General features: G+C 45.7%; 28 protein-coding genes and 4 tRNA genes. 12 read left to right on the top strand and 20 right to left on the bottom strand.

The window, feature by feature from the left end; all coding sequences use genetic code 11:
• Positions 1-86: 86 nt before the first annotated feature.
• From B2X65_RS00590 to B2X65_RS00560, 7 genes are all read right to left on the bottom strand, one after another.
• Positions 87-160, bottom strand: a tRNA-Cys gene (locus B2X65_RS00590).
• A gap of 60 nt (positions 161-220) precedes the next feature.
• Positions 221-296: transfer RNA gene (locus tag B2X65_RS00585), tRNA-Gly, on the bottom strand.
• Between the two features lie 132 nt (positions 297-428).
• Complete coding sequence (gene pgsA / locus B2X65_RS00580) at positions 429-986, bottom strand: CDP-diacylglycerol--glycerol-3-phosphate 3-phosphatidyltransferase (RefSeq protein ID WP_290609835.1); 558 nt, start codon at positions 984-986, stop codon at positions 429-431.
• 32 nt (positions 987-1,018) lie between these two features.
• On the bottom strand, positions 1,019-2,836 hold the full coding sequence (gene uvrC / locus B2X65_RS00575; protein WP_290609833.1) for an excinuclease ABC subunit UvrC: 1,818 nt from the start codon (positions 2,834-2,836) through the stop codon (positions 1,019-1,021).
• A 4-nt stretch (positions 2,837-2,840) separates the two neighbouring features.
• Entirely contained in the window at positions 2,841-3,491 is a 651-nt protein-coding gene (gene uvrY, locus B2X65_RS00570; RefSeq protein WP_349678696.1) for a UvrY/SirA/GacA family response regulator transcription factor, read from the bottom strand.
• Positions 3,492-3,724: 233 nt separating this feature from the next.
• Positions 3,725-3,815 (bottom strand) — tRNA-Ser (locus B2X65_RS00565).
• 182 nt (positions 3,816-3,997) lie between these two features.
• Positions 3,998-4,088, bottom strand: a tRNA-Ser gene (locus B2X65_RS00560).
• 161 nt (positions 4,089-4,249) lie between these two features.
• Here B2X65_RS00560 and B2X65_RS00555 point away from each other — a divergent pair.
• The 5 genes from B2X65_RS00555 to B2X65_RS00535 all read left to right on the top strand — a co-directional run bounded on the left by B2X65_RS00555 (position 4,250) and on the right by B2X65_RS00535 (position 6,289).
• On the top strand, positions 4,250-4,915 hold the full coding sequence (locus B2X65_RS00555) for a Bax inhibitor-1/YccA family protein (RefSeq protein ID WP_290609831.1): 666 nt from the start codon (positions 4,250-4,252) through the stop codon (positions 4,913-4,915).
• Between the two features lie 70 nt (positions 4,916-4,985).
• Positions 4,986-5,333 (top strand): DsrE/DsrF/TusD sulfur relay family protein, encoded by a 348-nt coding sequence (locus tag B2X65_RS00550; protein WP_290609829.1) that lies wholly within the window; start codon positions 4,986-4,988, stop codon positions 5,331-5,333.
• A complete protein-coding gene (gene tusC / locus B2X65_RS00545; protein WP_290609827.1) occupies positions 5,333-5,689 on the top strand; it encodes a sulfurtransferase complex subunit TusC in 357 nt (118 codons plus the stop codon). Before B2X65_RS00550 ends, tusC begins: the two co-directional genes overlap by 1 nt.
• Before the next feature lies 1 nt (position 5,690).
• Positions 5,691-5,957, top strand: coding sequence for a DsrH/TusB family sulfur metabolism protein (locus B2X65_RS00540; protein ID WP_290609825.1), 267 nt, complete (start codon positions 5,691-5,693; stop codon positions 5,955-5,957).
• Entirely contained in the window at positions 5,948-6,289 is a 342-nt protein-coding gene (locus B2X65_RS00535; RefSeq protein WP_290609823.1) for a TusE/DsrC/DsvC family sulfur relay protein, read from the top strand. Before B2X65_RS00540 ends, B2X65_RS00535 begins: the two co-directional genes overlap by 10 nt.
• Positions 6,290-6,331: 42 nt before the next feature.
• Here the strand turns inward: B2X65_RS00535 and serS are convergent, their stop codons facing one another.
• The 5 genes from serS to lrp form a co-directional block, all read right to left on the bottom strand.
• Complete coding sequence (serS, locus tag B2X65_RS00530) at positions 6,332-7,621, bottom strand: serine--tRNA ligase (RefSeq protein ID WP_290609821.1); 1,290 nt, start codon at positions 7,619-7,621, stop codon at positions 6,332-6,334.
• A 123-nt stretch (positions 7,622-7,744) separates the two neighbouring features.
• Complete coding sequence (locus tag B2X65_RS00525) at positions 7,745-9,097, bottom strand: replication-associated recombination protein A (protein ID WP_290609819.1); 1,353 nt, start codon at positions 9,095-9,097, stop codon at positions 7,745-7,747.
• Between the two features lie 5 nt (positions 9,098-9,102).
• Positions 9,103-9,774 (bottom strand): outer membrane lipoprotein chaperone LolA, encoded by a 672-nt coding sequence (lolA, locus tag B2X65_RS00520; protein WP_290609818.1) that lies wholly within the window; start codon positions 9,772-9,774, stop codon positions 9,103-9,105.
• Entirely contained in the window at positions 9,775-12,249 is a 2,475-nt protein-coding gene (locus B2X65_RS00515) for a DNA translocase FtsK (protein WP_290609816.1), read from the bottom strand. It lies immediately after the preceding gene.
• Positions 12,250-12,462: 213 nt separating this feature from the next.
• Entirely contained in the window at positions 12,463-12,957 is a 495-nt protein-coding gene (gene lrp / locus B2X65_RS00510) for a leucine-responsive transcriptional regulator Lrp (RefSeq protein ID WP_290609814.1), read from the bottom strand.
• 136 nt (positions 12,958-13,093) lie between these two features.
• Here lrp and ald point away from each other — a divergent pair, with 136 nt between their 5' ends.
• The 3 genes from ald to cspE (B2X65_RS00495) all read left to right on the top strand — a co-directional run bounded on the left by ald (position 13,094) and on the right by cspE (B2X65_RS00495) (position 15,226).
• Positions 13,094-14,215, top strand: a complete 1,122-nt coding sequence (gene ald / locus B2X65_RS00505; RefSeq protein WP_290609812.1) for an alanine dehydrogenase — start codon at positions 13,094-13,096, stop codon at positions 14,213-14,215.
• A 303-nt stretch (positions 14,216-14,518) separates the two neighbouring features.
• Positions 14,519-14,728 (top strand): transcription antiterminator/RNA stability regulator CspE, encoded by a 210-nt coding sequence (cspE, locus tag B2X65_RS00500; protein WP_019674401.1) that lies wholly within the window; start codon positions 14,519-14,521, stop codon positions 14,726-14,728.
• Between the two features lie 288 nt (positions 14,729-15,016).
• On the top strand, positions 15,017-15,226 hold the full coding sequence (gene cspE, locus B2X65_RS00495) for a transcription antiterminator/RNA stability regulator CspE (RefSeq protein WP_019674402.1): 210 nt from the start codon (positions 15,017-15,019) through the stop codon (positions 15,224-15,226).
• 150 nt (positions 15,227-15,376) lie between these two features.
• Here cspE (B2X65_RS00495) and B2X65_RS00490 read toward each other — a convergent pair whose 3' ends face one another.
• Both B2X65_RS00490 and msrB read right to left on the bottom strand, forming a co-directional pair.
• Positions 15,377-16,831, bottom strand: coding sequence for a glyceraldehyde-3-phosphate dehydrogenase (locus B2X65_RS00490; protein ID WP_290609811.1), 1,455 nt, complete (start codon positions 16,829-16,831; stop codon positions 15,377-15,379).
• Positions 16,832-16,962: 131 nt separating this feature from the next.
• Positions 16,963-17,352 (bottom strand): peptide-methionine (R)-S-oxide reductase MsrB, encoded by a 390-nt coding sequence (gene msrB, locus B2X65_RS00485; protein ID WP_290609809.1) that lies wholly within the window; start codon positions 17,350-17,352, stop codon positions 16,963-16,965.
• 178 nt (positions 17,353-17,530) lie between these two features.
• Here msrB and B2X65_RS00480 point away from each other — a divergent pair, with 178 nt between their 5' ends.
• The 4 genes from B2X65_RS00480 to B2X65_RS00465 all read left to right on the top strand — a co-directional run bounded on the left by B2X65_RS00480 (position 17,531) and on the right by B2X65_RS00465 (position 20,982).
• Positions 17,531-18,196, top strand: a complete 666-nt coding sequence (locus B2X65_RS00480) for a hypothetical protein (protein ID WP_290609808.1) — start codon at positions 17,531-17,533, stop codon at positions 18,194-18,196.
• An 8-nt stretch (positions 18,197-18,204) separates the two neighbouring features.
• Positions 18,205-19,224, top strand: a complete 1,020-nt coding sequence (locus tag B2X65_RS00475) for a serine hydrolase domain-containing protein (RefSeq protein WP_290609807.1) — start codon at positions 18,205-18,207, stop codon at positions 19,222-19,224.
• Positions 19,225-19,580: 356 nt separating this feature from the next.
• Positions 19,581-20,282: a sensor histidine kinase gene (locus tag B2X65_RS00470; protein ID WP_290609806.1), complete on the top strand. Its 702-nt coding sequence runs from the start codon at positions 19,581-19,583 to the stop codon at positions 20,280-20,282.
• A gap of 1 nt (position 20,283) precedes the next feature.
• The gene (locus B2X65_RS00465; protein WP_290609805.1) at positions 20,284-20,982 is read left to right on the top strand and encodes a LytR/AlgR family response regulator transcription factor; all 699 of its coding nucleotides are present in this window, start codon (positions 20,284-20,286) and stop codon (positions 20,980-20,982) included.
• Between the two features lie 10 nt (positions 20,983-20,992).
• Here the strand turns inward: B2X65_RS00465 and B2X65_RS00460 are convergent, their stop codons facing one another.
• From B2X65_RS00460 to B2X65_RS00435, 6 genes are all read right to left on the bottom strand, one after another.
• Positions 20,993-21,670 (bottom strand): hypothetical protein, encoded by a 678-nt coding sequence (locus B2X65_RS00460; protein ID WP_290609804.1) that lies wholly within the window; start codon positions 21,668-21,670, stop codon positions 20,993-20,995.
• 117 nt (positions 21,671-21,787) lie between these two features.
• The gene (locus tag B2X65_RS00455; protein WP_290609803.1) at positions 21,788-22,309 is read right to left on the bottom strand and encodes a hypothetical protein; all 522 of its coding nucleotides are present in this window, start codon (positions 22,307-22,309) and stop codon (positions 21,788-21,790) included.
• 268 nt (positions 22,310-22,577) lie between these two features.
• On the bottom strand, positions 22,578-23,177 hold the full coding sequence (locus B2X65_RS00450) for a DUF1287 domain-containing protein (protein WP_290609802.1): 600 nt from the start codon (positions 23,175-23,177) through the stop codon (positions 22,578-22,580).
• Positions 23,178-23,231: 54 nt separating this feature from the next.
• Entirely contained in the window at positions 23,232-23,993 is a 762-nt protein-coding gene (locus tag B2X65_RS00445) for a hypothetical protein (protein ID WP_290609801.1), read from the bottom strand.
• A 181-nt stretch (positions 23,994-24,174) separates the two neighbouring features.
• Complete coding sequence (locus tag B2X65_RS00440; protein WP_290609799.1) at positions 24,175-24,843, bottom strand: LiaF domain-containing protein; 669 nt, start codon at positions 24,841-24,843, stop codon at positions 24,175-24,177.
• Between the two features lie 120 nt (positions 24,844-24,963).
• Positions 24,964-25,407 carry a hypothetical protein gene (locus tag B2X65_RS00435; protein WP_290609798.1) on the bottom strand — a complete coding sequence of 148 codons (444 nt, stop codon included), beginning with the start codon at positions 25,405-25,407 and terminating at the stop codon, positions 24,964-24,966.
• Positions 25,408-25,410 lie beyond the last annotated feature (3 nt).

Here is a 25,410-nt window from a genome sequence, read left to right as displayed (position 1 = left end):
AGCGAGGGATTTTAAATCCCTTGTGTCTACCGATTTCACCACCCGGGCAGACAACTTTTTGTAACCTTTACATCGTATCAGTATTATGGAGGCGGGTCCCGGAGTCGAACCGAGATGGACGGATTTGCAATCCGCTGCATGGCCATTCTGCCAACCCGCCAAATAACACGAAACATTCATCTTACAATAAGAATCTTATAATAAAAATCTTATTAAGAGTTGGAGCGAGTAACGAGGTTCGAACTCGTGACCTCGACCTTGGCAAGGTCGCGCTCTACCAGCTGAGCTATACTCGCAATGCTTATGGCCATGTGCCTTAACACGTGACGCATTCTACTGTTTTAATTAACCCAGTCAATAACAAATTAGTAGTTTTACAACTGACTGCTTATTTTTTAACTGACTTGAGCTAATTAACCGCAATTAACTTATTGCTGGGATAAATCATGCCAGGCTGCGGTTAAATATTGATACATCGACCACAACGTTAAAACCGTTGCCAGATATAACATGGCATAGCCAACCGGCGTAAACCAAGCCAGCAACATAAATTGTGGCTGCCAAATCAAACCAATAAGTGCCAGCATCTGGGCAATCGTTTTATACTTACCCAGATTTGAAACCGCCACATTGGCTCTCTTACCAATTTCTGCCATCCATTCGCGCAGCGCCGATATGGCAATTTCCCGACTAATAATAATAATAGCCGGAATACTAAACCACAGAGACTGTTCATGAATTGCCAGTACTACCAACGCGACGGCGACCATCACCTTATCCGCAACAGGATCTAAAAACGCACCAAATGGCGTCGATTGTTCTAGCTTTCTGGCCAGATAACCATCCAGGGCATCTGTAATGGCCGCCAGACAAAACACCAGTGCCGCCCAGAAACGGTAATGCTCCCAGCCAGAATAAAAACAGAAGATAAACACCGGGATCAGCAGAAGCCTGAACAACGTTAATAAATTAGGAATATTCCACATATAACCGTTCTCACAAAAACAATGACGCTATGCTACTTGTTATGACAAGCCTGGTAAATCTTTTCTGCTTGCGCACGAGAAATACCCGGCACCGAACTTAATTCTGTTACCGACGCTTTCATTACGCCTTGCAAGCCCCCCAGATATTGCAATAACGCCTGCCGGCGCTTCTCACCAACACCCGTTATGTTTTCCAGCGGACTCTTCGTGATACTTTTGCCCCGTTTACTACGATGCCCGGTGATGGCAAAGCGATGAGCTTCATCCCGAATTTGTTGGATTAAATGTAACGCCGGGCTGTCTGAAGCCAAATGCAACTGCTTACCACTATCCCACAGTATCAACGTTTCCAGGCCCGGTTTACGACTGACTCCCTTGGCGATACCAATCAACAAAGGCAACTTTTTAAATGGCCAATTCGAAAATTGAGCCAGCGCGATATTTAACTGCCCTTGTCCACCATCGATAAAAATAATATCAGGAATTTTAGTTTCATCAGTTAAACGGCTGTACCGTTTGTCCAGTGCAAACTGCATGGCAGCGTAATCATCACCACCGGTAATACCGGTTACATTGTAGCGGCGATATTCTTGCTTAAAGGGGCCCTCACCATCAAACACCACACAGGATGCAATGGTTGCCTGGCCCATGGTGTGGCTAATATCAAAACATTCCATCCGTTGAATATCGCTCTCAAGTGCCAGCAACAATTGCAGTGCAGCATATCGTAACTGCATTTTCTGACCGGCAGATTGCCGGCTGTCACAAGCAATTTCAGCATTTTTTTGTGCCAAACTAAGATACTGAGACTTCTCTCCCCGCTTAGCTGCAGTAATCCTTACTTTGCGTCCGGCAGCCTCAGATACTGCCAGGGCCAATGACTCTGCATCATCAAGCCGGATCGGCAACACAATTTCCGGAGGTATTTGCTGGCCACTGCTACCACTAAGATAAAACTGCAGCAAAAAAGCACTCAGTACTTCAACCGGCTCGGTATTAGCGGGTACTTTCGGATAATAAGATTTTGAACCCAGAATTTTCTGCTGGCGTACAAACAGAACGTGGACAACTGCCACCTGGCCAAACTTGGCAAAACCGATAATATCAAGTTCTGCGTGCTCGCCACTGACATACTGTTGTTCCTGTACCTGCCGCAAAGCAGTAATCTGATCACGAAAACTGGCAGCCGCTTCAAAAGCAAGTTGCTCGCTGGCCACATTCATTTTCTGAACCAGCTGCTCAACAACCTGCTGGTTTTTGCCGCTGAGAAATAAACTGGCCAGTTGTACTTGCTCAGCATAATCTTCGTCTGAAATTTTGCCAACACAGGGCGCTGAACAAAGCTTCAGCTGGTACTGCAGACAGGGCCTGGTACGCGCGCGGTAAAAACCGTCCTCGCATTGACGAATAGGAAAAATTTTTTGTAACGTTTTTAAACTCTGCCAAACTGCTCCGGCATTTGGATAGGGCCCAAAATACTGACCACTATGCTTTCTGGGACCGCGATGTGAACTAATCCTTGGGTGTTTATGATTGGAAATCAAAATATAGGGATACGACTTATCATCCCGCAGTAACACATTGTACTTCGGCATGAACTGCTTAATCAGGTTGTTTTCCAGGATCAGAGCTTCGGTTTCACTGTGAGTGGCGGTAATTTCAATACTGGCAATCTGGGCGACCAGTGCTCTGGTCTTAATACTGTCTACCTGCAGGCGAAAATAGCTACTCAGGCGTTTTTTCAGATCTTTTGCTTTACCGACATAAATTACCTGCTCTGCCTGGTTAAACATTCGGTAAACACCAGGCTGAGAAGGAACTGAAGCTAAAAATGTCTTAGAGTCAAACATCAAATCAGGAAGACACCTTGGCAATATCTATCATGCCGTGTCGCAAAGCCAAATGCGTTAACTCCACATCCCCACTGATGGCGAGCTTTTCAAACATTCGGTAACGATAGGAATTGACCGTTTTAGCGCTGACACTTAACTGCTCCGCGATATCATTGACCTTTTGACCACGGGTAATCATCAGCATGATTTGCAACTCTCTGTCAGACAGTCCTTCAAACGGGTTTTCGCTATGGTTATTTACCTTCGCTAATGCCATTTTCTGCGCCACTTCATCAGATATATGCCGCACACCGCTGTACACTTTACGGATAGCAGAAACCATGTCTTTCGGAGCAGAATTCTTTGAGATAAAGCCTGCAGCACCAAGTTGCATGACTTTAGTGGGTACTGGCTCTTCACAAGATACCGACAACGCCAGTACTTTAATATCCGGGCAGAAATGCAAAATACGCTTTGTCGCTGTCATCCCGCCCATACCAGGCATATTCATGTCCATCAGCACGACATCGGGTTCATGCTGCCGGCAAAATTGCAGCGCTTCTTCACCGGAACCTGCTTCGCCAATCACCTTGATACCACGCTCGTCCATTAGTATGCGACTAATCCCGGTTCGTACAAGTCCATGATCATCAACTAACAACACGTTAATCAAGCTGGCTTCTCCGTCTCACTAGTTATTAGAATTATTATGCAGCTAGCATAGTAGAGCCTGAGCGTTTGCGCTAACTGTTAGACACCAATATTGTCGGCAACACTTATTAGCGTAAATAGTGTGCCAGAAAGGTAAAGAATAGGAAACAAGATTCCATAACTATTTAACCAAATGCTGATAGTTTTGAAGTTTACAGATGGGTTAGCTTTGCTTGAAAACGGCTGGAGTAAAAGTGGCGGAGGGAGAGAGATTCGAACTCTCGGTGGGCTATTAACCCACGCCGGTTTTCAAGACCGGTGCATTAAACCGCTCTGCCATCCCTCCGCGGTACGGGGCGAATATTAAGAACTCCCCCCGCCTTTGTAAAGCGCTTTTTTAACGCTTTCACCTGTTTGGTTATAAATCCGCCAGCAATCTGCCATTTATTAAGCTTTACCTGACAGACATCAGCGTTTTATAGCTTATAAAAACAAAAACCACCTTGCGGTGGTTTACGTATTAAAAGGTGGCGGAGGGAGAGAGATTCGAACTCTCGGTGGGCTATTAACCCACGCCGGTTTTCAAGACCGGTGCATTAAACCGCTCTGCCATCCCTCCAGCGCTGCGTATACTAATCAGTTTAACTGGGAAAAGAAAGTCAAAAGTTAAAAAATTTTAGTTAATGCTTTTTTTTATACGATAACCACTGGAGCTACGGGAACTAAGTCAGTATGATAACTATCAGAAAGACATAATATTCAGCTAACAGGAGACTGCATATGTCGTATAGAGAAACCAGTACTATCAACACCGTCAGCAGCGGTATTGAAATTAATAAAGTGCTTCGCAATACTTATTTTTTGCTGGGGCTTACTCTGGCATTTAGTGCGTTAACAGCAGTTATTGCCATGGCAATGAACCTATCCCCTATGGCATCCATAGTCTGCTTTATTGCCGGCTTCATTATGTTATTTGTCGTAAATAAGAAAGCAGATTCTGCCAGTGGTATCTTCTGGGTGTTTGGTTTTGCCGGCGCCATGGGCGCATCGCTTGGTCCGCTACTCAATGCCTATGCCGGTCTGGCAAATGGTCCAAGTCTGATTATGCAGGCTCTGGGTGGCACTGCTGTCATTTTCTTTTCGCTATCTGCCTATGTATTAACTACCCGTAAAGACTTTTCCTTTATGGGCGGCTTTTTGATGGTAGGTTTAATTGTGGCAATGGTTGCTATTATTGCCAACATTTTCCTGGCTATACCGGCTTTAAGTCTGGCGATTAGCGCTGCTGTGATTTTAATTATGTCTGGTTTTATCTTATTTGATACCAGCCGGATTATTCACGGTGGTGAAACAAACTATATTCGGGCGACTGTCGGTCTGTACCTGAACATATTTAATATTTTCGTCCACTTGTTAAGTTTGTTAGGTATTATGGGCGACGAGTAACCCTTTGCCCTAACCTGAAGTTCCGCTAGAATACCCCGTCTTGTACGGGGTATTTTTTTATGAGGCCGATGTGACCACGTTTAGCCTGTTAATCACCACCAGCCCTCTGGCCAGCCAGAACTTTGCCAGTGCGTTGCAGTTTTGCAATGCGGCTCTGATATCAGGTTATCAGATTGAACAAATTTTTTTATATCAGGATGCCGTATTTGCGGCTGCAGCTGACATAGACTTGCCAGCAGATGAACCAAATTTGGGCCAGCAGTTGGCAATACTTTGCCAGCAGAACCACATCCCCTTATTGTATTGTGTTACCGCTGCTGAAAAACGTGGCATGCTTGATCCGGGTAGCAACTTTATCGGCGCCGGCCTGGCCGAATTCGCGATGCGTTTAACAAACAGCAAACTGGTACAATTTTAATGCAACATATTGCGATTATTCAGCGACAGAGCCCCTATAACAGCAGTGGTGGACGTGAAGCGCTTGATTTAACTCTGGCACTTGCCGCCGTCGAACATCAGCTGACCGTCATTTTTATTGGTGATGGCATTTATCAGCTGCTGCCGCTAAACCTGAACAGCGACTTTAGCTTAAAACGCTATCAGCAAGGCTTTAAGTTATTCGGCTTATACGAGATAGAGCAGCTGTATGTATGTCAACACTCCATGCAACAACGCCAGATTACACTTGAGGATTTATCCTTTGCCGCGAAGCAACTTGATACCATAGCGATGCAGCAACTGCTGGCTAAGCAGCAACAGATAGTGTGTATTTAATATGAAATTGATCTCACTGATAAACCCAGATGCTACTCTCGCAGAGCTGGCACCACTGTGCGATAACGACGATACCCTGTTGTTGCGTCAGGACGCCGTATATCTGGCAAGGCGAACCGATATTCGCTGGCCCTGCCAGAACATATCGGCGCTTAAATCCGATCTGGAAGTACGCAGCATCACCCCAGCGCCGGGCATTAGCATCATTGACGATGCCCGGTGGGTAGAACTGGCCGCTAGCGCAGCGCAGGTAGTGTTATGGCGATAAGCTATATTACGGTTGATGACAAGCAGCTTGTATTGGATAAACATGGGTATCTGGCTGATCTAAACGATTGGCACAAGGGTGTTGCAGTGTACTTTGCTGAAGAGGAGCAAATAAGCTTAACCGCCGCGCATTGGGAAGTGATTCAGTTTGTGCGGGATTTCTATCAGGAGTTTGGTACTTCCCCTGCTATCAGAGTGCTGGTTAAAGCGATGGCAAACCAATTTGGGCCTGAAAAAGGAAACAGCAAATATTTATTTATGTTATTTCCACAAGGGCCTGCCAAGCAGGCGACACGCCTGGCGGGACTGCCTAAACCTGCTCGCTGCCTTTAACGGTAACGAGCAGATAGTCTAGGCTAACTGACACACTATAAATTACTTAAGATGCGTCTGGCCTGCCATATAAGGTTGCAATACCGCTGGGATCTCAATCGTACCATCTGCTTGCTGGTAGTTTTCCAGAATAGCAACTAAGGTACGCCCCACCGCCAGTGCTGATCCATTTAAACTATGCAACAATTCTGGCTTTTTCATGTCGGTACTGCGAAATCGTGCCTGCATCCGACGGGTCTGAAAATCGGCCATATTGCTGCAGGATGAAATTTCACGATAAGTGTTCTGTGCTGGCAACCATACTTCCAGATCATAGGTTTTACTGGCACCAAACCCCATATCTCCGGTACATAACAGCATCACCCGGTAAGGTAACCCTAACAGTTGCAACACCTTCTCTGCATGGCTGGTGAGTTGCTCCAGCGCCTGCATTGACTGCTCCGGTTGCACCAGCTGTACCAATTCCACTTTGTCAAACTGGTGCTGACGGATCAAACCGCGGGTATCTCTGCCATAAGAACCGGCTTCGCTGCGAAAACATGGCGTATGAGCGGTAAACTTTAACGGTAATTCCGCAGCATCAACAATGCTGTCACGCACCAGATTAGTTACTGGTACTTCTGCCGTTGGGATCAAGGCCAGGCCCTGACCTTCCTCGGTAGCGGGCTGGGTATGAAACAAGTCGGCACCGAATTTCGGCAGCTGACCGGTACCAAATAAGCTGGTATGGTTAACCAGATACGGCACATAAAGCTCGGTGTAGCCATGTTCATTACTGTGTAAATCCAGCATAAACTGCGCCAGCGCCCGATGCAGGCGTGCCATTTGCCCTTTCATGACAATAAAACGGGTACCGGATAATTTTACCCCGGCGGCAAAATCCAGGCCTTCAACAAACGCCTCCCCAAGTTCAACGTGATCCTTTACCGTAAAATCAAATTTCCGCGGCTCACCGTGTTGCCGAACCAGCTGATTTTCAGTTTCATCTTTGCCAATCGGTACCGAGGCATCCGGTAAATTTGGGATCGTTAATGCCAATTGTTCGACTTCAGCTAAAACTGCATCTAGTTTAGCTTTGGCCGCATCAAGCTCTGCCCCTAAACCATCAACTTCTTTTAACAACGGACTGATATCTTCGCCGCGCGCTTTAGCCTGGCCAATACCTTTAGATTTGCTGTTACGCTGATTCTGCAGTTCCTGAGTTTGCACCTGCAACACCCGGCGTTGTTCTTCCAATGCACTAAATTTATCAATATCCAGCTTAAAACCACGACTGGCTAAGCGGGCCGCAGTTTCATTTAATTCGGTACGTAAAAATTTTGGATCTAACATAATAGTAGTTACTTCTGTCGGCTGAAGCCAAAACTGGCAGACATGGTTAAAATAATAGCCACGAATATTAACCAGCTACGCCTTAAATTGAAATGCCTTCGGGCGACTTAGTTGCAAGAAAGCCTATTTTTTATGGCGTTGCTGCGTGCTTTGCATATCAAGTTGGCGTAAATAAGCGAGTTTGTCTGCCAATTGTTTTTCCATTCCGCGTTCAGTCGGTTGATATACGCGTCTATCAGCCATTTCTGGTGGAAGATAGCTCTCCCCTGCAGCGTAAGCGCCTGGCTCGTTATGGGCATAACGGTACCCTTCACCATGACCCAGTTCCTTTTGCAGTTTACTCGGCGCGTTGCGTAAATGCAGCGGCACAGGGTAATCGGGCAACGTTTCGGCGAATTGTTTCATCTGGTTAAACGCCTGATATACCGCATTGCTTTTTGGCGCCAGCGCCAGATACACCGTAGCCTGAGCAATGGCCCGCTCACCTTCTGCCGGCCCCACCCGACTAAACGTATCCCAGGCATTCAGGGCCAGGGTAAGTGCCCTTGGATCAGCATTACCTATATCTTCGCTGGCAATTGCCAGTAAGCGCCGGGCAACATAAAGTGGGTCGCCACCGCCTGCTAAAATCCGGCAATACCAGTACAACGCTGCATCAGGATCGGAACCGCGGACTGACTTATGAAAGGCAGAAATCAGGTCATAGAACATATCACCCTGATTGTCAAAACCCGGTAATTGCCGGGGAACAACCTGTTTAATAACAGCAGCACTAATTTGCCGGCCCGAACCAGTATTCTCATCTGCCAGGGTCAGATCGGCAGCTTGTTCCAGAATATTTAACAGCTTACGGGCATCACCATTAGCCAGTTGCAACAATAACTGCTTAGCATCACTTTCAATCTTAAGCTGCATGGCACCGAGGCCCAACTTTTGATCGGTAAGCGCCCGCTCCAACACTTGCTGCAAGTCCGTGTCTGTCAGTGCTTTTAACACACAAACACGTGCCCGGGATAAAATGGCATTATTAAGTGCAAAAGCTGGGTTCTCGGTAGTGGCACCAATAAAAATGATAGTGCCATCTTCAATATAGGGTAAAAAAGCATCCTGTTGGGCTTTATTAAATCGATGTACTTCATCAACAAACAGCAACGTGCGCTGTTGATATTGTTGCTGGCGCTGCTGGGCATCATTAATTGCCTGCCGAATGTCTTTTACGCCACTGGTTACTGCAGACAACTTCTGCAAAGTCGCCTTAGCGTGCGTGGCAATCAGTTCTGCTAATGTCGTTTTACCGGTACCCGGCGGGCCCCATAAAATAAGCGAATACACTTTTCCGGCTAGCACTGCCTGGTACAGCGGGGTACCCGGCCCTATCAGGTGCTGCTGTCCAACATATTCACTTAGTGCTAATGGCCGCAGTCTGGCAGCGAGCGGCCTGATATCGTCGCTGAAATCGAGTGGTAAATTAGCCATAACCCTTAACGCTGACGTTGGTCATCAATATCAACGCCATCCGGTACGGTAAATCTGAATTGGCTATCAGCAATATCCGGGTTTAAGCGGGCATCAGTAAACCGAAACACACTTTGCTGCTGGTTAATATCGATGACCGTCATCTCACTGATACCGTTCTTATCAAACGCTAACGTCAGTTGTTGTACCGGGTTGTTACTGTCAATCGGATGAATAATAAAGACATCTGGGCGGGCGATAACCTGATATTGCTGCCATAGCAGAGGATCGGTTGTGGTCAGCAACGCAAATGCTGTCTGCCCTACCTGTGCTTTAGCATCATAAATACTTACCTGTTCAAGCAGCTCGTTATAAAACCACAGGTTATCGCCATCGCTTACCAGTAAAACCGGTTCTGGCTCTTCACCTTCAAACCTGAATTGAGCTACTTTTTTCAGCAGTAACCTACCCTGACCTTGTTGCAGTAACTGCTGCTGTTCGTCAAAAACCTGTTGCTGATATCGCGCAGAGAAACTGCTGATTTTAGCCAACTCAACCAGCAACTCGGCGCTGCCATCCGGCGCACTTAATCGCTGTACCTGTACCTGTTTTAAATGCGGAGCAAACTCAACAGTGGCAGCTTGTTGCGCCAGACAAAGATTGCTGAACAGCATTGCCACTAACACCAGTTTTTTCATTTAGTACCCTTTTGGTTGTGACGGAACCATCACTTCACGATTACCATTGTGGCCGGGGCCACTGACCACGCCACTCATTTCCATTTGTTCAACAAGCCGCGCTGCGCGGTTATAACCGATGCGGAATTTACGTTGCACCCCGGACACAGACGCCCGGCGACTCTCAATCACATGCGCAACGGCCTGGTCATATAACGGATCTGCTTCACCGTCATCACCTTCCATCGTTTCTCCCGGCAACAGGCTTTCTTCGCTGGTCTCACCGCTTAAAATTTCAGAAATATAATTTGGCTTACCACGTTTTTTCCAATCAGCAACAACCGCATGCACTTCATGGTCGTCAACAAAAGCCCCATGCACCCTGTTAGGCACACCAGAACCCGGTGGCAAATACAGCATATCGCCCTGCCCCAATAAGCTCTCTGCACCTTGCTGATCCAATATCGTTCTGGAATCAATTTTTGACGATACCTGAAACGCAATCCGGGTCGGAATATTGGCTTTAATTAAGCCCGTAATGACGTCCACCGATGGCCGCTGCGTCGCCAGGATCAAGTGAATGCCCGCAGCCCTGGCCTTTTGGGCGATCCGGGCAATAAGTTCTTCCACTTTTTTGCCGACAATCATCATCATGTCGGCAAATTCGTCAATAACTACAACAATTGCGGGTAATTTCTCAAGCAATGGTACTTCGGTACGCATATCATCAGAAGGTTTCCATAGTGGATCTTTTAACGGCTCGCCGGCAGCAATTGCCTCTTTTACTTTCTGGTTGTACCCTTTTAAATTCCGAACGCCCAGGGCAGACATCAGCTTGTATCGCCGCTCCATTTCCCCTACACACCAGCGCAGGCCATTAGCCGCATCTTTCATATCAGTAACCACTTCGGTCAGTAAGTGTGGTATTCCTTCATAGATAGATAACTCAAGCATTTTCGGGTCTATCATCAAAAAGCGCACATCATCCGGTGTCGACTTATACAGTAGGCTACAGATCATCACATTAACGCCAACTGACTTACCTGAACCAGTCGTACCGGCGACCAGCAAATGTGGCATTTTTGCTAAGTCAGCGACCACTGATTTACCGGCAATATCTTTACCTAATACCATGGTTAACGCCGACTTCGATTCAGTAAAAATCTCATCGCCAATGACTTCAGATAAACGTACTATTTCCCGGTGCTGATTAGGTAGCTCTAAACCAATAAATGATTTTCCCGGAATAACCTCAACCACCCGAACACTGATTGCAGATAACGAACGGGCTAAATCTTTCGAAAGGCCGGTAATTTTACTAACCTTAACCCCGGGGGCTAAATCCAGTTCAAAACGGGTTACCACAGGTCCAGGATGGACACCCACCACCCGTGCTTCTACGTTAAAATCAAGTAGCTTGGCTTCAACCAGCCTGGAAACACGCTCTAGATCGGCAGGGTCAATGGGGTTCTGCGCTTTGTCAGGACGATCGAGTAACGCTAATGAGGGCAGCTCTTCCATGGTATGCTGAACTTCTTCACTATCATCCGCATCTTCTTCATCCTCAGGAAATTGCATTAAAGGGTCTGACGATTCATAAGGTTCAAGCTGCGCCAGCGTTTTAGAAATGTGCTCGGCATTCATTGGCTCGTCTACTGCACTAAACGACAACTGCTCATCCGCCAGCTGGTCCATACTGTAGTAAGATTTCGCCTCTGTTTTTGGATTTAAAGGTTTAACAGGTAACGGCGCCGTTACTTTTGGCTCGCCAAAAAGCGCAGGTTCAGAGCGCTGTGCGGTCGATTTATGCTGCGCATGATTAAGTTGCAGCGGTGCAGGTTCAGCAGCGTCGGTATCATCTGACTCCGGTGGTGCACTGCCAAAACGCTCGCTCAGCCAGCCTGGAGCCAACGCCAACCATTGGCCAACCTTAAAGCAGGCTAACCCGAGATAATCTGCAACAGTTAACCAGGAAATGCCGGTCATTAAGGTCAGGCCGGTCGCAAAACCTGCCAGTAACAGTAAGCTGGTACCGATAAAGTTAAAATAGGGCAATAGCACGCTGGTGGTCACATCCCCTACTGCCCCACCAGAAGAAAAATAATAAATATCATTAAAATTCATGCTGCTTATTGCAGTGGCACACACCAGCGTTAGTACCAGGCCAATCAGCCTCAGTCCGAGAATAAGATAATCAAGGGCAAAAACGTTGTGATAGCGTTTAAATAATAAGTACCCGAACGCCGCGATCAAAAAGGGCATCAGGTAAGACACCCAACCAAAACTAAATAACAATACATCAGCGACCCGGGCGCCAATGAGCCCGGCAAAATTATTAACGTTGGTTTGATAACCGGTTTGCGACCAGCTTGGATCGGCGGGATCGAACGAAAATAATGCCAATAGTAAAAATAACGCCAGCGCCCAGAACAGGATCAATCCCACTTCGAGCAAGCGTTGCACGCCATTTAACGGAAATATTTGTTTGCTTTGCAAATGATGGGCCTCATTATTTTTATGCTGTCTGCGCAGACCTTACTACCTTACCAGAGCCAGCAAAAAAGTGCATCACCATCCTTGCTTTGCACCCGACTCTGGCTGGCTTTTTGCTATGGCGCTACCCCCACTTAGTGAGAGTAACAACGCCTACATTAACCCCAGCTTTACCTATTGCGGATTGCTAACGTATTACGGCGTAGCACAGTGGCGTTATCGGGAAATACTCATTGCTACAAAACTGCTTTGTTTCACTTCCTCCATGACCACATAAGTGCGGCTTTCCCGAACACTGGGTAATCTGAGCAGGGTTTCCCCCAACAACTCACGATAAGCTGCCATATCGGCTACCCGGGTTTTCAACAAAAAGTCGAAGCTGCCCGAGACCAGATGACACTCTTGAATTTCGACCAGTTTTTGCACCGCCTTACTAAACTCATCAAAATCTTCAGGCGAGGTTTTACTTAGCGTTATTTCCACGAACACCAGCAAGGCAGCGCCCACTTTGTGGGGATCAACCAGCGCCGTATAACCTATAATGTAACCTTCAGTTTCAAGTTTGCGCACCCGCTCCAGACAAGGTGTCGGGCTTAAGCCGACTCGCCTGGCTAATTCGACATTGGCCAGGCGGCCATCGTGCTGCAATTCAGTGAGTATTTTACGATCAATTCTATCTAACTTCTTGATGCTCTTACTTAAAGAGTACATGGTAGTGAAAACCATCTATTAAAAAAATATAGACAGAATTTTGCACTACATAAGCATATTAAAACAAGCATTAATTCTGTTTTTTAGGCTGTATACTGCGCATAAATTTTACCTACAACCTACAGGGCGGAATATCATGATTATCGGCGTACCAAAAGAAATAAAAAATCACGAGTACCGTGTTGGTATGACACCAGCGAGTGTTCGCGAGCTGATTGGCCATGGCCACAGTGTTTATGTAGAGCATAACGCCGGTATTGGCATTGGTTTTACTGATGAAGATTACACCGACACGGGTGCCGTGGTGTTAGCAACTGCCGCAGAGGTATTCGCCAAGGCTGAAATGATTGTTAAAGTCAAAGAACCACAGGCCGCAGAGCGCGCAATGTTGCGTGAAGGTCAGATCCTGTTTACGTATTTACACCTGGCTCCCGATTTACCGCAAACTGAAGACTTAATTAAATCAAAAGCAGTGTGTATCGCTTATGAAACCGTAACAGACAGTAAAGGTGGTTTACCGCTTCTGGCTCCTATGTCAGAAGTAGCAGGACGAATGTCAATTCAGGCGGGCGCCCGGGCACTTGAAAAATCCTGTGGCGGTCGCGGCGTATTGCTAGGTGGCGTGCCAGGAGTTGCTCCGGCTAAGGTTGTGGTTATCGGTGGTGGTATGGTCGGTACCAATGCTGCCCAGATGGCGGTTGGCCTGGGCGCTGATGTGTCAGTACTGGATCGCAATGTAGATGTATTACGTCGTATTAATGCCCAGTTTAATGGAGCGGTAAAGGCGATTTATTCAACCGCCGCAGCCCTTGAACAGGAAGTGCTGGCCGCCGATCTGGTTATTGGTGGAGTATTGGTGCCAGGAGCAGCTGCTCCTAAACTGATCACTGCAGAGCATATCAAACGAATGAAACCAGGCTCAGCCATTGTCGATGTCGCAATTGACCAGGGCGGTTGTGTGGAAACGTCAAGAGCGACGACTCACGCTGATCCAACCTATATTGTCGATGAAGTTGTGCACTACTGTGTAGCGAATATGCCAGGCGCCGTGCCTCGTACATCAACCTTTGCGTTAAACAATGCGACCCTGCCGTTTATTATCCGTCTGGCGAACAAAGGCTATAAGCAGGCACTGACCGATGACAAGCATTTGCTGGCAGGCTTAAACGTTTACCATGGCAAAGTAACCAATCAGAGCGTGGCGGAAGCCCTTGGGTTTGCTTATACGGCACCTGAGCAGGCCATTGCTAATAAATAACCTGTCAAATCGTTACTTGATGGAATTAAACCGGCTGAATGCCGGTTTTTTTTATGTTGCTGGTAATTAATTTTATTATTTTAATAATAAAGCTATACATTCAGCCCAGAAGTGTTAAAGTGCTCCCCGGCCTGTAAAGCAGACCTATGTAACAACATGTTTTTGAAAACTTCGCTACACAGCTTCATAGTAAGTCATGTCCCTGAAGATTCACGCACGTTTGCCCGCATAAGTAAATTTAACAGTCAGGCTAACAGCGCATTAAGCGTAATTTAGTATCATTAAAATTTTTAGGAGTCATTCATGGCTAAAGTAACTGGTGTAGTAAAGTGGTTCAACGCAGATAAAGGTTTCGGTTTCATTACTCAGGATAACGGCGGCGCTGACGCGTTCGTTCACTTCCGTGCAATCATGACTGAAGGTTACAAAACCTTAGACGAAGGTCAGCGCGTAACGTTCGAAATCGAACAAGGCCAGAAAGGCCCACAAGCTGCTAACGTAACTGTACTTTAATAGTACTGTTCGTTCAGTTTAAAAAAACCGGCTTTTAGCCGGTTTTTTGTTTTTCTTAATTTAAATTGGTTGTTTAAAAAACTATACAATCTTTTCAGACCTGATAATATAACTCCCGGCCTGGAGAGCAGACCTATGTAACAACATGTTTTTGAACACTTCGCTACACAGCTTCATAGTAAGTCATGTCCCTGAAGATTCACGCACGTTTGGCCGCATAAGTAGAGTAACAATCAGGCTATCAACCCATTATGCAAAACGTTCTTATATTAATTTTAGGAGTCATTCATGGCTAAAGTAACTGGTGTAGTAAAGTGGTTTAACGCAGATAAAGGTTTCGGTTTCATTACTCAGGATAACGGCGGCGCTGACGCATTCGTTCACTTCCGTGCAATCATGACTGAAGGTTACAAAACCTTAAACGAAGGTCAGCGTGTTGCTTTCGAAATCGAACAAGGCCAAAAAGGCCCACAAGCTGCTAACGTGACTCTGCTGTAATAGCCTGAAACGTTCAGTTAAAAAAACGGTCGTTTTAACGGCCGTTTTTTATTGTCGAAAATTAATAGATTAACGATACTAATATCGCATTAAATTTTATTGCAAAAAAACGCCGCTAAAAGCGGCGTTTTATCTGATTTGCTGTATTACCTACTCTTTCGCAACAGGCAGCGTCGGATATTTAATCCCGGCCATATCATTCATTACGCGTATTACCTGAGTGCTGTAACCAAACTCATTGTCATACCAAACATAAAGTACACAGCGATCACCATCGACTATCGTCGCTTGTGAGTCAACAACCCCAGCGTAACGTGAACCAACTAAATCAGAAGAGACAATCTCCGTAGAGCTGGTGTAATCAATTTGATCCTGCAACTCCGAAAACAATGACGTGCGCTGTAAAAAGGCATTCATCTCTTCACGGCTGGTTTCTTTTGTCAGGTTTAATGACAGAATCGCCATCGACACATTCGGGGTCGGCACGCGAATGGCGTTACCCGTCAGTTTACCTTTTAATTCAGGCAGTGCTTTGGCAACAGCGCTGGCAGCACCGGTTGAGGTTATCACCATATTCAGTGGTGCAGCCCTGCCCCGGCGCTCGGCTTTATGAAAGTTATCAATCAGATTTTGATCATTGGTATAGGAATGCACCGTTTCAACGTGGCCGTTGCGGATACCAAACTCATCATTAAGCGCTTTAAGTACCGGAGTAATGGCATTGGTTGTACAGCTGGCCGCAGACACAAACTTGTGCTCTGGCATAATCATATGCTGATTAACACCATACACGATATTGGGCACTTCACCTTTTGCCGGTGCAGTTAACAGCACCCTTGCAGTACCCTTGCTTTTGAAGTGGATAGCCAACTCTTTGTCATCTTTCCAGATCCCGGTATTATCAACTACCAGTGCATTATCGATACCATAAGCGGTGTAATCTACTACCTCAGGGGAACTGGCGTAAATTACCTTAATAAAGGTGCCATTAGCTTTTATACCCTGGTTTTCTTCATCAACGGTAATGCTGCCGTTAAAAGGCCCGTGAATTGAATCACGACGTAGCAAGCTGGCTCTTTTTTCCAAATCGCCTTGTTTACCACCACGCACCACAATCGCTTTTAAGCGTAATTTACTGCTTGGTCCAGAACGTTCCAGCATTAAACGCGCCAGCAACCGTCCTATTCGGCCAAAACCGTATAAAACAACATCTGTGGGTTTAACTTTATCTTCATGATCAAGAATGTCGCTGAGTTCACGTGCCAGATATTGCTCAAGATCTAAACCCGCTCCCGAGTTCTTAAACAGAAAACCGTAAGCCAGCTTACCAATATCGACCCGGCCAGGGGCAAGATTCATTTTGCTGATGGCTTCCAGCACCGGAAAACATTCGCGTAGCCGCAATTTTTCGCCTTCAAACCGCTCAACAGTTTTGTGCGCTTTAATAATGTCGATAGTGGTGGCGTTTACCAGAGGGCGGCCATAAACCACCACTTCTATTCCCTTGTTACGATATAGCCGGCCAATAATAGGCTGCATATTCTCGGCATATTCCTGGCGTTCCTGCCAGCTTTTCTGGTATTGCTCTGCGTGTGATAGGGTCATGTGTCGGCCTTTTACTTCAATAAAATGAATTAATCGGAGCCTCGTGCTGTTTTGTAGGGTACAGCTTATTTACTAAAGGCGGCACATTGTAATAGATATTGAAACCTTACCACAACCACAACAGGTCATTTTCAGGCTTTTGTCACATGCTGAAAACTCAGGCTCACTGAGTTTACACAAAATCGTTGTCCTGTCGGTGTCGGTCCATCGTCAAACACATGGCCCAGGTGTGCATCACAATTGTTGCACAAAATCTCTGTCCGCTGCATGCCATGGCTGGTATCAGAATGATATTTCACCCTGCCCTCCAGCGCTTCTGAAAAGCTGGGCCAACCGCATCCAGCATCAAATTTGGTGTCAGATGAAAATAACACCGCGCCGCAGCAGATACAATGATAAGTACCATCAGCGGTATGATGAAGTAACTTGCCGGTAAACGGATATTCTGTACCTTTTAACCGGGTTACCCGGTATTGCTCATCGGTCAATCGTTGTTGCCACTGTTGCTCTGTTAACTTCATAGTACCTTCCTGTTGTAGACGACGCATTTACAATAGTGCATTAATCAAGAACAGCTTAGCGTTATTTTGTCATTATACCGTTGAAATATAAAAAACACCGTTAGACATAAAAGTTACCGCTTGTTATTTTAAGTGGTTACACTTAGCTGACATCAACAGCATTGCAAAGGAAATAATTATGCAAAAGTTACTGGTATGGTTCACTGCTTTATTCATGATAACCGTTGCCGCACCCGCTGGTGCAGAGCAGCTATCTGGAAAATGGCGCGGAAAGTTACAAATGACACCGCAGGCAGCACTGACAATAGGCATTAATATCAATAATACACCTGAAGGATATACCCTTACGCTGGACAGTCCAAATCAGGGGATGTTTAATTATCGTCCCAGCCAATTCAGCATCGACGGTAAACGTGTTACTTTTCAGGATGATAAACTTAATGCCAGTTTTAGCGGAACCCTGAAACAAGATCAGCTACAGGGTGAGTTTATTCAGGGTAAAGCCCGTGAGCTAAATTTAACAAAGCTTGATGAGCAGCAGCTTAAATTATTGGAAAATGAAGGTAGTTGGCATGGCGATCTTATTATCAATAAAAGTGCCCGCCTGCCTTTGGTATTAAACATAGCAGTAGCAGCTGATGACTATCATGTCACACTCGACAGCCCTAAGCAGCAAAGCTTTGGTATACCGGTTAATAAATTCAGTATTAACTCTGACAAACTGGAATTCAGCTCTGGCGTCATAAATGCCAACTACAGCGCAACCTGGAAGAATGACAGCTGGCAAGGCACTTTTGTTCAGGGTACTGCAATGCCATTGGTATTAAAAAAAAAGACGGATTAAGTAAACCATTGCAGCCGACATTAGCTAATATTGAGCAATGGTTAAATACAGAATTCAACGATGCCGGTATTGCCATTGCCATCATCAGCGAACAGCACACCCGTTTTTACCTACACGGCCTGGCAGATAGTCAGCAGAACCGGGCCATTAGCAATAAAACGTTATTTGAAATTGGCTCAATCACTAAACCTTTAGTCGGTTTGGTGACTGCACTCGCTGTTAATAACCAGCAGTTGTCCATTAGTGATTCCGTAGCATCGCTGTTACAAGGTACACATTACCAGCAGCATCAATACAACGTAGCTGAGTTACTTACTCATACCAGCGGGTTGCCGCGTTTACCCCCAAACCTGCCACTTTCTGACTTAACAGATCCTTATGCAAATTATACCCATGCTGATTTAATGTTGGCCATGCAAACGGTTCAGCCCGGTGAGAAGCAGTTTGAATACTCAAACTTAGGCTTTGGTTTACTGGCAGAGATAGTCAGCCAGCAGCAGGGCAGTAGCTTTTCGACCTTGTTGAAACAGCAAATCTTCCAACCTCTGGGTATGGCAGACAGTAACGTTGCCATGACCAACGGCCGATATCCAGATCTGGCAAAAGGATACCAGATTGATGGTTCAACCACAGCGAATTGGCATTTTCAGGCACTGGCGGGTGCTGGCGCTGTACTATCGACAATTGACGACATGGCATTACTTGTTCAGCATTATCTGCAAGCCACCGCCATCGGAGATACCGGATCTGCTACGGTGGCGGGATTGGCGGACGCGATGCGTTTATCAGTAACTACTTTGATATCTGAGCCTGCTGTTGGCTTTGGTTGGATGCTGCATCCCGACGGGGCGGTCTGGCACAATGGGCAGACTGCTGGGTTTAACGCTTTTGTCGGTTTTGCTCCTGCTGAGCAGGTCGGTGTTGTGCTCCTGAGTAATTCCACTATTCCGGTAACCCCAGCCGGTATGGCGCTGCTGCAGCAACTTCGTCAAAAGGATGAAACAAATATGGCAGAGAAAAATTATTAATGCATAAATATCTATACAGATTTCATGACAAATTTGCTTATTTCGTGTGTCAGCTGAGCGGATGGCTGACCCTGTACACCATAATTATGGTATCGATATTTAATAAACATTATTTCTCAGCGATAGAGCTGCTGTTTGGTGCCGTCTTAATTGGCAGCAGCGCGGTTGGCTCTCATTTGATGCGCCGCACATATAAAGCGATTATTTTTAAGAAATCAACAATTCGGCAATTCTTGTTTTTTGGCTTTGCCAGTATTTTTGTTGCCGCTCTGGCCACGCTATTGCTAATTAGCACCGTATTTGGCCTCGCACATTTGGGTATAACTGATCCAATTCCGGCGTCGCAATCAACATTTATGATTAAAACAATAGCTATTGGTAATTTCTTCAATATGCTGCTGGCGCTACTTTTCTGGTCGGCCTTGTATTTCAGTATCAGCAAAGTCAGACAATTGCGTCAAACTAGCGAGCTTCTCAAGTCGAGTAAGCTTGATGCCTTGATCCATCAGCTCAATCCACATTTCTTGTTTAATGCTATCAACAATATCAGGGCATTAATCCTGGAGGACCCTGCGCGAGCCAGAGAAATGCTGGCCAGGTTAGCCGACATGTTGCGTTACAGTCTTAGCAAAGACGATACAAGCAAGGTTACGTTGAATTCAGAGCTGGCTATTGTTGATGAATATATCGCACTATGCTCCATTCAATTTGAAGATAGGTTACGTTTTTCTGTTAGTGCACCCGTTAGCGTTCAACAGGCACTTGTACCGAAATTGCTATTGCAGCTGTGTGTCGAAAATGCGATTAAGCATGGAATTAGTACCGAGATTAACGGCGGAGGTATAGACGTTACTGTGTATCAGACAGACCAGATGCTCGATGTTATTATCCGCAACGACGTCACCCTGCACAACGACGCTAAGCATCACGGCGTTGGCCTTCGCAATATTCGGCAACGACTGGCGCTGTTATATCCTGAATGTAGTGCTACGGGGCTACGCCTTTACCACCAAAATAGTAAAGTGATCACGCACGTAAGGTTACCACTGGAGTTTTAAAATGGATGTTCTGGTCGTAGATGACAGCCGGCTGGCCCGGTTAGAACTAGTTGAGCAGTTAAACCAGATTAGCGGCACTACTCTGGTTGGCGAAGCTGCCAACATTAGTCAGGCGAAACAACTGGTACAAAGCCTGAAACCTGATGTCATGCTATTAGATATTAACATGCCAGGTGGCGATGGCTTTAAACTCCTTGAGCAACTGGATTATTTGCCACAGGTTATTTTTGTTACCGCTTATGATCATTACGCCATCAAATCTTTTGAATATAACGCACTGGATTATTTACTAAAGCCAGTGACCTTGAAACGCTTGCAATCTGCATTTGATAAGTTAAAACCTGTTAGTCAGAATGAACAAAAATTGGCACTACACCAGCAAATTTTTATAAAGGATGGGGATAATTGCTTCTTTGTCACCTTAGCTGATGTCATTTGTTTTGAAGCTATGGGTAATTACACAAGGGTACATCTGGCCAATGCTGCACCAGCGACATATCGCAGTATCAGCGCTATTGCTGAACGTCTGCCGGCCGAAAGTTTTTTTCGGGCTAGCCGAAGCTGGATAATCAATACTCACTACATCAAAGAGATCACCCCGTCTGTTGCCGGCGGGTTTGACGTGCAGTTACAGCATGATAAGCAGGTAGAAATTTCACGCCGTCAGGCCAGTGCCTTTCGTCAGCACTGGAGTTTATAAATCTCCCCGCTCAGAAACTAAGTAAATCCTGACGAATAGCCTGCATCAAACGCTGGCTGATTAGTTGCAACTGGTTACCAACCTGCTGTAGCTCCTCACCCATGAATTTAACCGCTTGATAGTCTTTACTCAGGGTTATAGCCACTAATTTATTCATCTGCTCGGCAGAAACAACCAACAATGCCTGATACAACTGCTGAATTTCCAACAAAATCTCGACAACATCATCAGCAGCACTAAGCGTTAGCGCCGCTGTCTGTTTATCAAGCGCCTTGAGTTCGGTATTATTTGTATCGCTGACTTGCTGAATTTCTCCGGAAAACCATAAGGTAGCTAAAGAGGCAGCAGCAGTGTCTTCTGCCGCTTCAGCGGCCTGGTAACGGTTATTAAATTCGGTAAAAAGAGGCAGGAACACATTTCGGTAATCATTCTGATGCCTCAGATGAAATGCCTCCAGCTCATGACAGTAGTCTTCATACTGACAGACTTTAAGTTCGTAAACTTTACGGCGGCGCTCCAGCTCAAGGTTTAATGAATGTTTTAGCTGCTGGTAACGAATATGGCTTGCATGTTTGCTAAAACACCAAAGGGCAAACCAAAGTAAGTTAGTAAGAACGAATAACCAGATATAGTATTCAGGCCAGGCTTCTGAAGGTAGATTAGCCCGCCAGGCAATGATGGTATCCATTCCTCTCCTTAGTACCCAATGAGTACTCCGGTCAGATTAATGCTTATCTGAAATTGCAAAAAGGAAAAACATAGCGCTTAACCGCTGAACTAACGCTGAATTATCCGCTGTACAACCTTATTGAAATAGTTGTTCTATACTGCGCTGATAACGGGTAGACAAGGAATCCAGATTTTGCAGATCAGTGAGCAGCTGTTTAATTTGACTATCAGTGTCTGCCAGCAAATAACTGTAACCACCACTGGCAGAGGTTAAAATACCCATATTCAGTTGCACTGAGCCATCATCAGAGCGAATAAATACCAGATTATTGCGAATTTTGAACTTCTCAGCACTGTATTTAAAAAACTGTAATGCGTATTCCAACTGCTGAAATGAAGTAGGATAACTACTTCGTTTTGCAGGATATTCGCTTACTGATCGGCTAAGCTGGTTTTGCTGAGCATACAGGGTGTCAGGCTTGCTACCACTGAACTGAAAATAGAGCCGGCAGAAACCTGGTTTCCTCTGTTCAATAAGCTGTATACAAGAGACATTTCGCTCTGTATTAAATTGGATTGTTACTTCAGCGGCAAGCTTAAACGGAACTAACAACAAGCCAACGACTAACCACACAACTGGCATTTTAATTAAGATCACACCGCGTCCTCCATTACACTACTTTACTTCACGTACATTATTTAAGCATGTACGCCCTTTTAGTTATAGATGGATTAGTCTGGCGATGCAATTGATAATTTTGTTTTCGCTAATTTAGTCGATTTTTCTCCCAATATTGTGGGAGTTGAGAGCAATACGCTGCACAGTAATCGCCAGAAAGGTTAGTTGGAATATTGTTGTAGTTGATTTAGAAAAAAATGTTGTTTAGGTTAGTACGCTATTTTAAACAAGGAATAAGCATGGATCGCTATTTAAAAAAGTGAAAATTCCCGGTTATCGGGTAATCAAATAAAACGTCTTCCAGTTGTGGGCCGGCGCCGATGTTATGCACAATCAGTGGTCGTTTAGTTCCCGGCACCAGCTGATCAGTCACTATACCAATATGAGGCAAGTTTCCCGGCAATATCCAACTGACGATTGCGCCAGGATGATAATCCTCCGGCTTCTGAGATACGGCTATTTCAATACCGTGGCGTCGAAAAAACGTCTGCAAATTTGGCACGCGACGATGATCAATATTACTATCAGGTCTGTTAAGCCCCCAAATACGCTGTGACGGGTAACTGCTGAAATTATCGCGCATATCTTCATGAATCAATTGTTGCAAATCGATGCCCAGTGCACGATAGCTACGGATAATGACATCGGTACATACTCCAGTATCTGCAGGCACATCTCCTCCCGGATAGGCAATACGTTGATACGCACCGTCATAGCGCACCGCAAAGCTGGTGCGCTGTAATGCTGCCTCCACCAATTGCTGCTGAAAAGCAGTCGGCGCGGCAAAGGCTGCGCTACAGACTAAGCCATACATCAAGGTCAGGAGTTTAACCAATCTTGCTTGCATATAATCTCCGTTTCAATGCTGGAAGCAAGCTTTAAGCTGGCAACTGTCAGCACCTTACCGTAACGACATCTTTGGATAAAAATGGATACATTCTGAACCAAAAGCAGCGTCAGCAAACGCCACTCCCGAACAACAGTCTAACCCGTCGCGACCCACGTAGGTGCCCTGACGACATGCGCCGGGAAGTAATCGTTTCCATCGAAGACCTCGGCTATTTGGACCGCCGTTAGATTCAAACTCATACGCACAATGATGTTGTCTTTTGTCTGCATTTTGCTTATCGCTGTTATAGGTTTCCTGGCTAACCTGCAAGCATTGTTCATACTTCGGCGCATCAAGAGCCTGCGCTTGCTCTGCCGCGGCAATTAATGCAACACATAATGTGTTGTCAGGTTCTTTAATACAATTGACTCTGCCATCAAGCTTTCGCTCAATTTGTTGCAGCGCCAGACATTTTGACTTTAATGCGCCCGGAATTTCATCTTTTGCACACCACTCCTGATAAAAAGCAGGCGTCAAATCAAAAGTATTCTTACCGGGGCCGGAGCCTCGGTATTGGGTAATTAAACATTCAGTAGCGTTATCATCAAAGCAAATTTCACAGGCAGTATTCATTTTACAGGCAACTGGATTACCATCGCCAGAATCCGGGCTGTGAACAAACTTGGTGCCATTTAAACTACGATGAACGACAACATGGGCATCACAATTTGCCGGGCAAGACCGGCCATCATCGTAAATAGTAAGCTTTGGTGCCGCAGTCAGGCTAAAAGGAGTGATAATTAGCAAAACGAAAAACAATACTTTACTGAGCATTTGTAACTCTCCACACGTTACAGAAAAATTGCCCCCACTGGGCTACTCTCCATAACGTGGGCGCGCTTCGGTTAGCACGTTCAACTTCATTTAACTGTTTTGCAAAAATTAGTTAAATATGTACCGGTTAAATATTGCACAACGCAGCACAACAAACAAACTAATTCACCACACCGTTTGCTTATGACTTATTTAAACCAAACATGGCACGACATTGGTCAGCAAAAGCTGTAAACTTTTCTTTTATGGTTTTTTTCAGTTTTACATCCAGTGAACCCAGAATAGAATAGCCCTCTACGACAATTTGTGGCGCCTGCCGATCGCCGATACTTGGCGCACTGTTATCGGTACTGCCAATAATATTAAACATATTCGACACCACATTAACTTGTTCAGGCACCAGAATGGTTAAGCTGCCAATCCAGTTATTTACCCGGATAACAATGTTCTGATGCTGAAAAATGGCTTCTGAAAAATCCAGCACTACTGACCCCACGACATTGATAACCCGTATTTCAGCTGGCACCAGCCATTGACCGTTTTGCCGATTGGATGACAGGACACAAATAATTTTTTCGTTTCGGGTATCATTGCCAGCCTGATAACGTGGCGTAAAGCTTTGATCGCGTTGCTGCTGATACTGTTTATCTGGCTGTAATGATAAGTCGGCCACCACATCAATCAACTCCTGAAAGCTTGTAGCATCAGAAGCGACATCAAGTCGCCGCTCAAAGGCTTCTGCCGATATCACACCATGGCTATAATTCATAATAAGTTGATCAATAGCCTCCTGCCTCACCTGATCAAACGGCCGGTCTTCAATTTTTACACCATGAGTATCGATCGCCATCTGCAAATTCCTGTTTGCTCATTTTAATTGCTAAACGTTAGCATAGTTAGCAAAGAGCAATTTAAGTTTTTGGTTTCAAAATGTAAATAGCTTATGTCATTCGAGGGGCAGATTATCCAATTAGTGTCTGCTGACAGGCCGCAACTTACGCCAGACGCTCACGGTGCCAGCAACATAAAGCATACCAATCGTCAGACAAATAGCGGAGCTTATCAGCCAGAATGTCAGACTATTACCGGGAAACATCGGCATAATAGCAACGAACGCCAGACCCCGTAGTAAGAAAATGGCACTAATAACACAAAGCGCCGTGCGCAGCAGCGGCAAACGGCGAATCACCCCGGCGCCCGACAACGCAAACAGCGCCCACAACACCAGCAACAGTGAGATAACCGCTGTTGCCACGGTTGGATACCAATGTCCCTGCTCTGCCAGCAACGCCATCTGCTCACCTGCACCAAAAAAACGATACCAGTCGCCGCCAAAAACAATACACCCTACATGCGCCACAGCTGCGACTATACAGCACAGCGCCGCAGCAATAAGATAACGATTATTCGACAAAAC

Source organism: Arsukibacterium sp. UBA3155 (genome assembly GCA_002364615.1).
Lineage (GTDB): Bacteria > Pseudomonadota > Gammaproteobacteria > Enterobacterales > Alteromonadaceae > Alishewanella.
Note: the sequence above shows the minus strand (reverse complement) of the source record. Positions and strands in the feature narration are given on the sequence as shown.

Bases quoted from the DNA above. Each gene is read 5' to 3' on its own strand.
- B2X65_RS00465 (WP_290609805.1), top strand. From the start codon at position 20,284: ATGGATGTTCTGGTCGTAGATGACAGCCGGCTGGCCCGGTTAGAACTA.
- tusC (WP_290609827.1), top strand. From the start codon at position 5,333: ATGCAACATATTGCGATTATTCAGCGACAGAGCCCCTATAACAGCAGT.
- B2X65_RS00480 (WP_290609808.1), top strand. From the start codon at position 17,531: ATGCAAAAGTTACTGGTATGGTTCACTGCTTTATTCATGATAACCGTT.
- pgsA (WP_290609835.1), bottom strand. From the start codon at position 986: ATGTGGAATATTCCTAATTTATTAACGTTGTTCAGGCTTCTGCTGATC.
- B2X65_RS00525 (WP_290609819.1), bottom strand. From the start codon at position 9,097: ATGGCTAATTTACCACTCGATTTCAGCGACGATATCAGGCCGCTCGCT.
- B2X65_RS00490 (WP_290609811.1), bottom strand. From the start codon at position 16,831: ATGACCCTATCACACGCAGAGCAATACCAGAAAAGCTGGCAGGAACGC.
- lrp (WP_290609814.1), bottom strand. From the start codon at position 12,957: ATGTACTCTTTAAGTAAGAGCATCAAGAAGTTAGATAGAATTGATCGT.
- B2X65_RS00450 (WP_290609802.1), bottom strand. From the start codon at position 23,177: ATGCAAGCAAGATTGGTTAAACTCCTGACCTTGATGTATGGCTTAGTC.
- cspE (WP_019674401.1), top strand. From the start codon at position 14,519: ATGGCTAAAGTAACTGGTGTAGTAAAGTGGTTCAACGCAGATAAAGGT.
- B2X65_RS00440 (WP_290609799.1), bottom strand. From the start codon at position 24,843: ATGGCGATCGATACTCATGGTGTAAAAATTGAAGACCGGCCGTTTGAT.
- B2X65_RS00470 (WP_290609806.1), top strand. From the start codon at position 19,581: ATGATTAAAACAATAGCTATTGGTAATTTCTTCAATATGCTGCTGGCG.
- ald (WP_290609812.1), top strand. From the start codon at position 13,094: ATGATTATCGGCGTACCAAAAGAAATAAAAAATCACGAGTACCGTGTT.
- lolA (WP_290609818.1), bottom strand. From the start codon at position 9,774: ATGAAAAAACTGGTGTTAGTGGCAATGCTGTTCAGCAATCTTTGTCTG.
- msrB (WP_290609809.1), bottom strand. From the start codon at position 17,352: ATGAAGTTAACAGAGCAACAGTGGCAACAACGATTGACCGATGAGCAA.
- B2X65_RS00540 (WP_290609825.1), top strand. From the start codon at position 5,691: ATGAAATTGATCTCACTGATAAACCCAGATGCTACTCTCGCAGAGCTG.
- serS (WP_290609821.1), bottom strand. From the start codon at position 7,621: ATGTTAGATCCAAAATTTTTACGTACCGAATTAAATGAAACTGCGGCC.
- B2X65_RS00555 (WP_290609831.1), top strand. From the start codon at position 4,250: ATGTCGTATAGAGAAACCAGTACTATCAACACCGTCAGCAGCGGTATT.
- B2X65_RS00460 (WP_290609804.1), bottom strand. From the start codon at position 21,670: ATGGATACCATCATTGCCTGGCGGGCTAATCTACCTTCAGAAGCCTGG.
- B2X65_RS00535 (WP_290609823.1), top strand. From the start codon at position 5,948: ATGGCGATAAGCTATATTACGGTTGATGACAAGCAGCTTGTATTGGAT.
- cspE (WP_019674402.1), top strand. From the start codon at position 15,017: ATGGCTAAAGTAACTGGTGTAGTAAAGTGGTTTAACGCAGATAAAGGT.
- B2X65_RS00445 (WP_290609801.1), bottom strand. From the start codon at position 23,993: ATGCTCAGTAAAGTATTGTTTTTCGTTTTGCTAATTATCACTCCTTTT.
- uvrC (WP_290609833.1), bottom strand. From the start codon at position 2,836: ATGTTTGACTCTAAGACATTTTTAGCTTCAGTTCCTTCTCAGCCTGGT.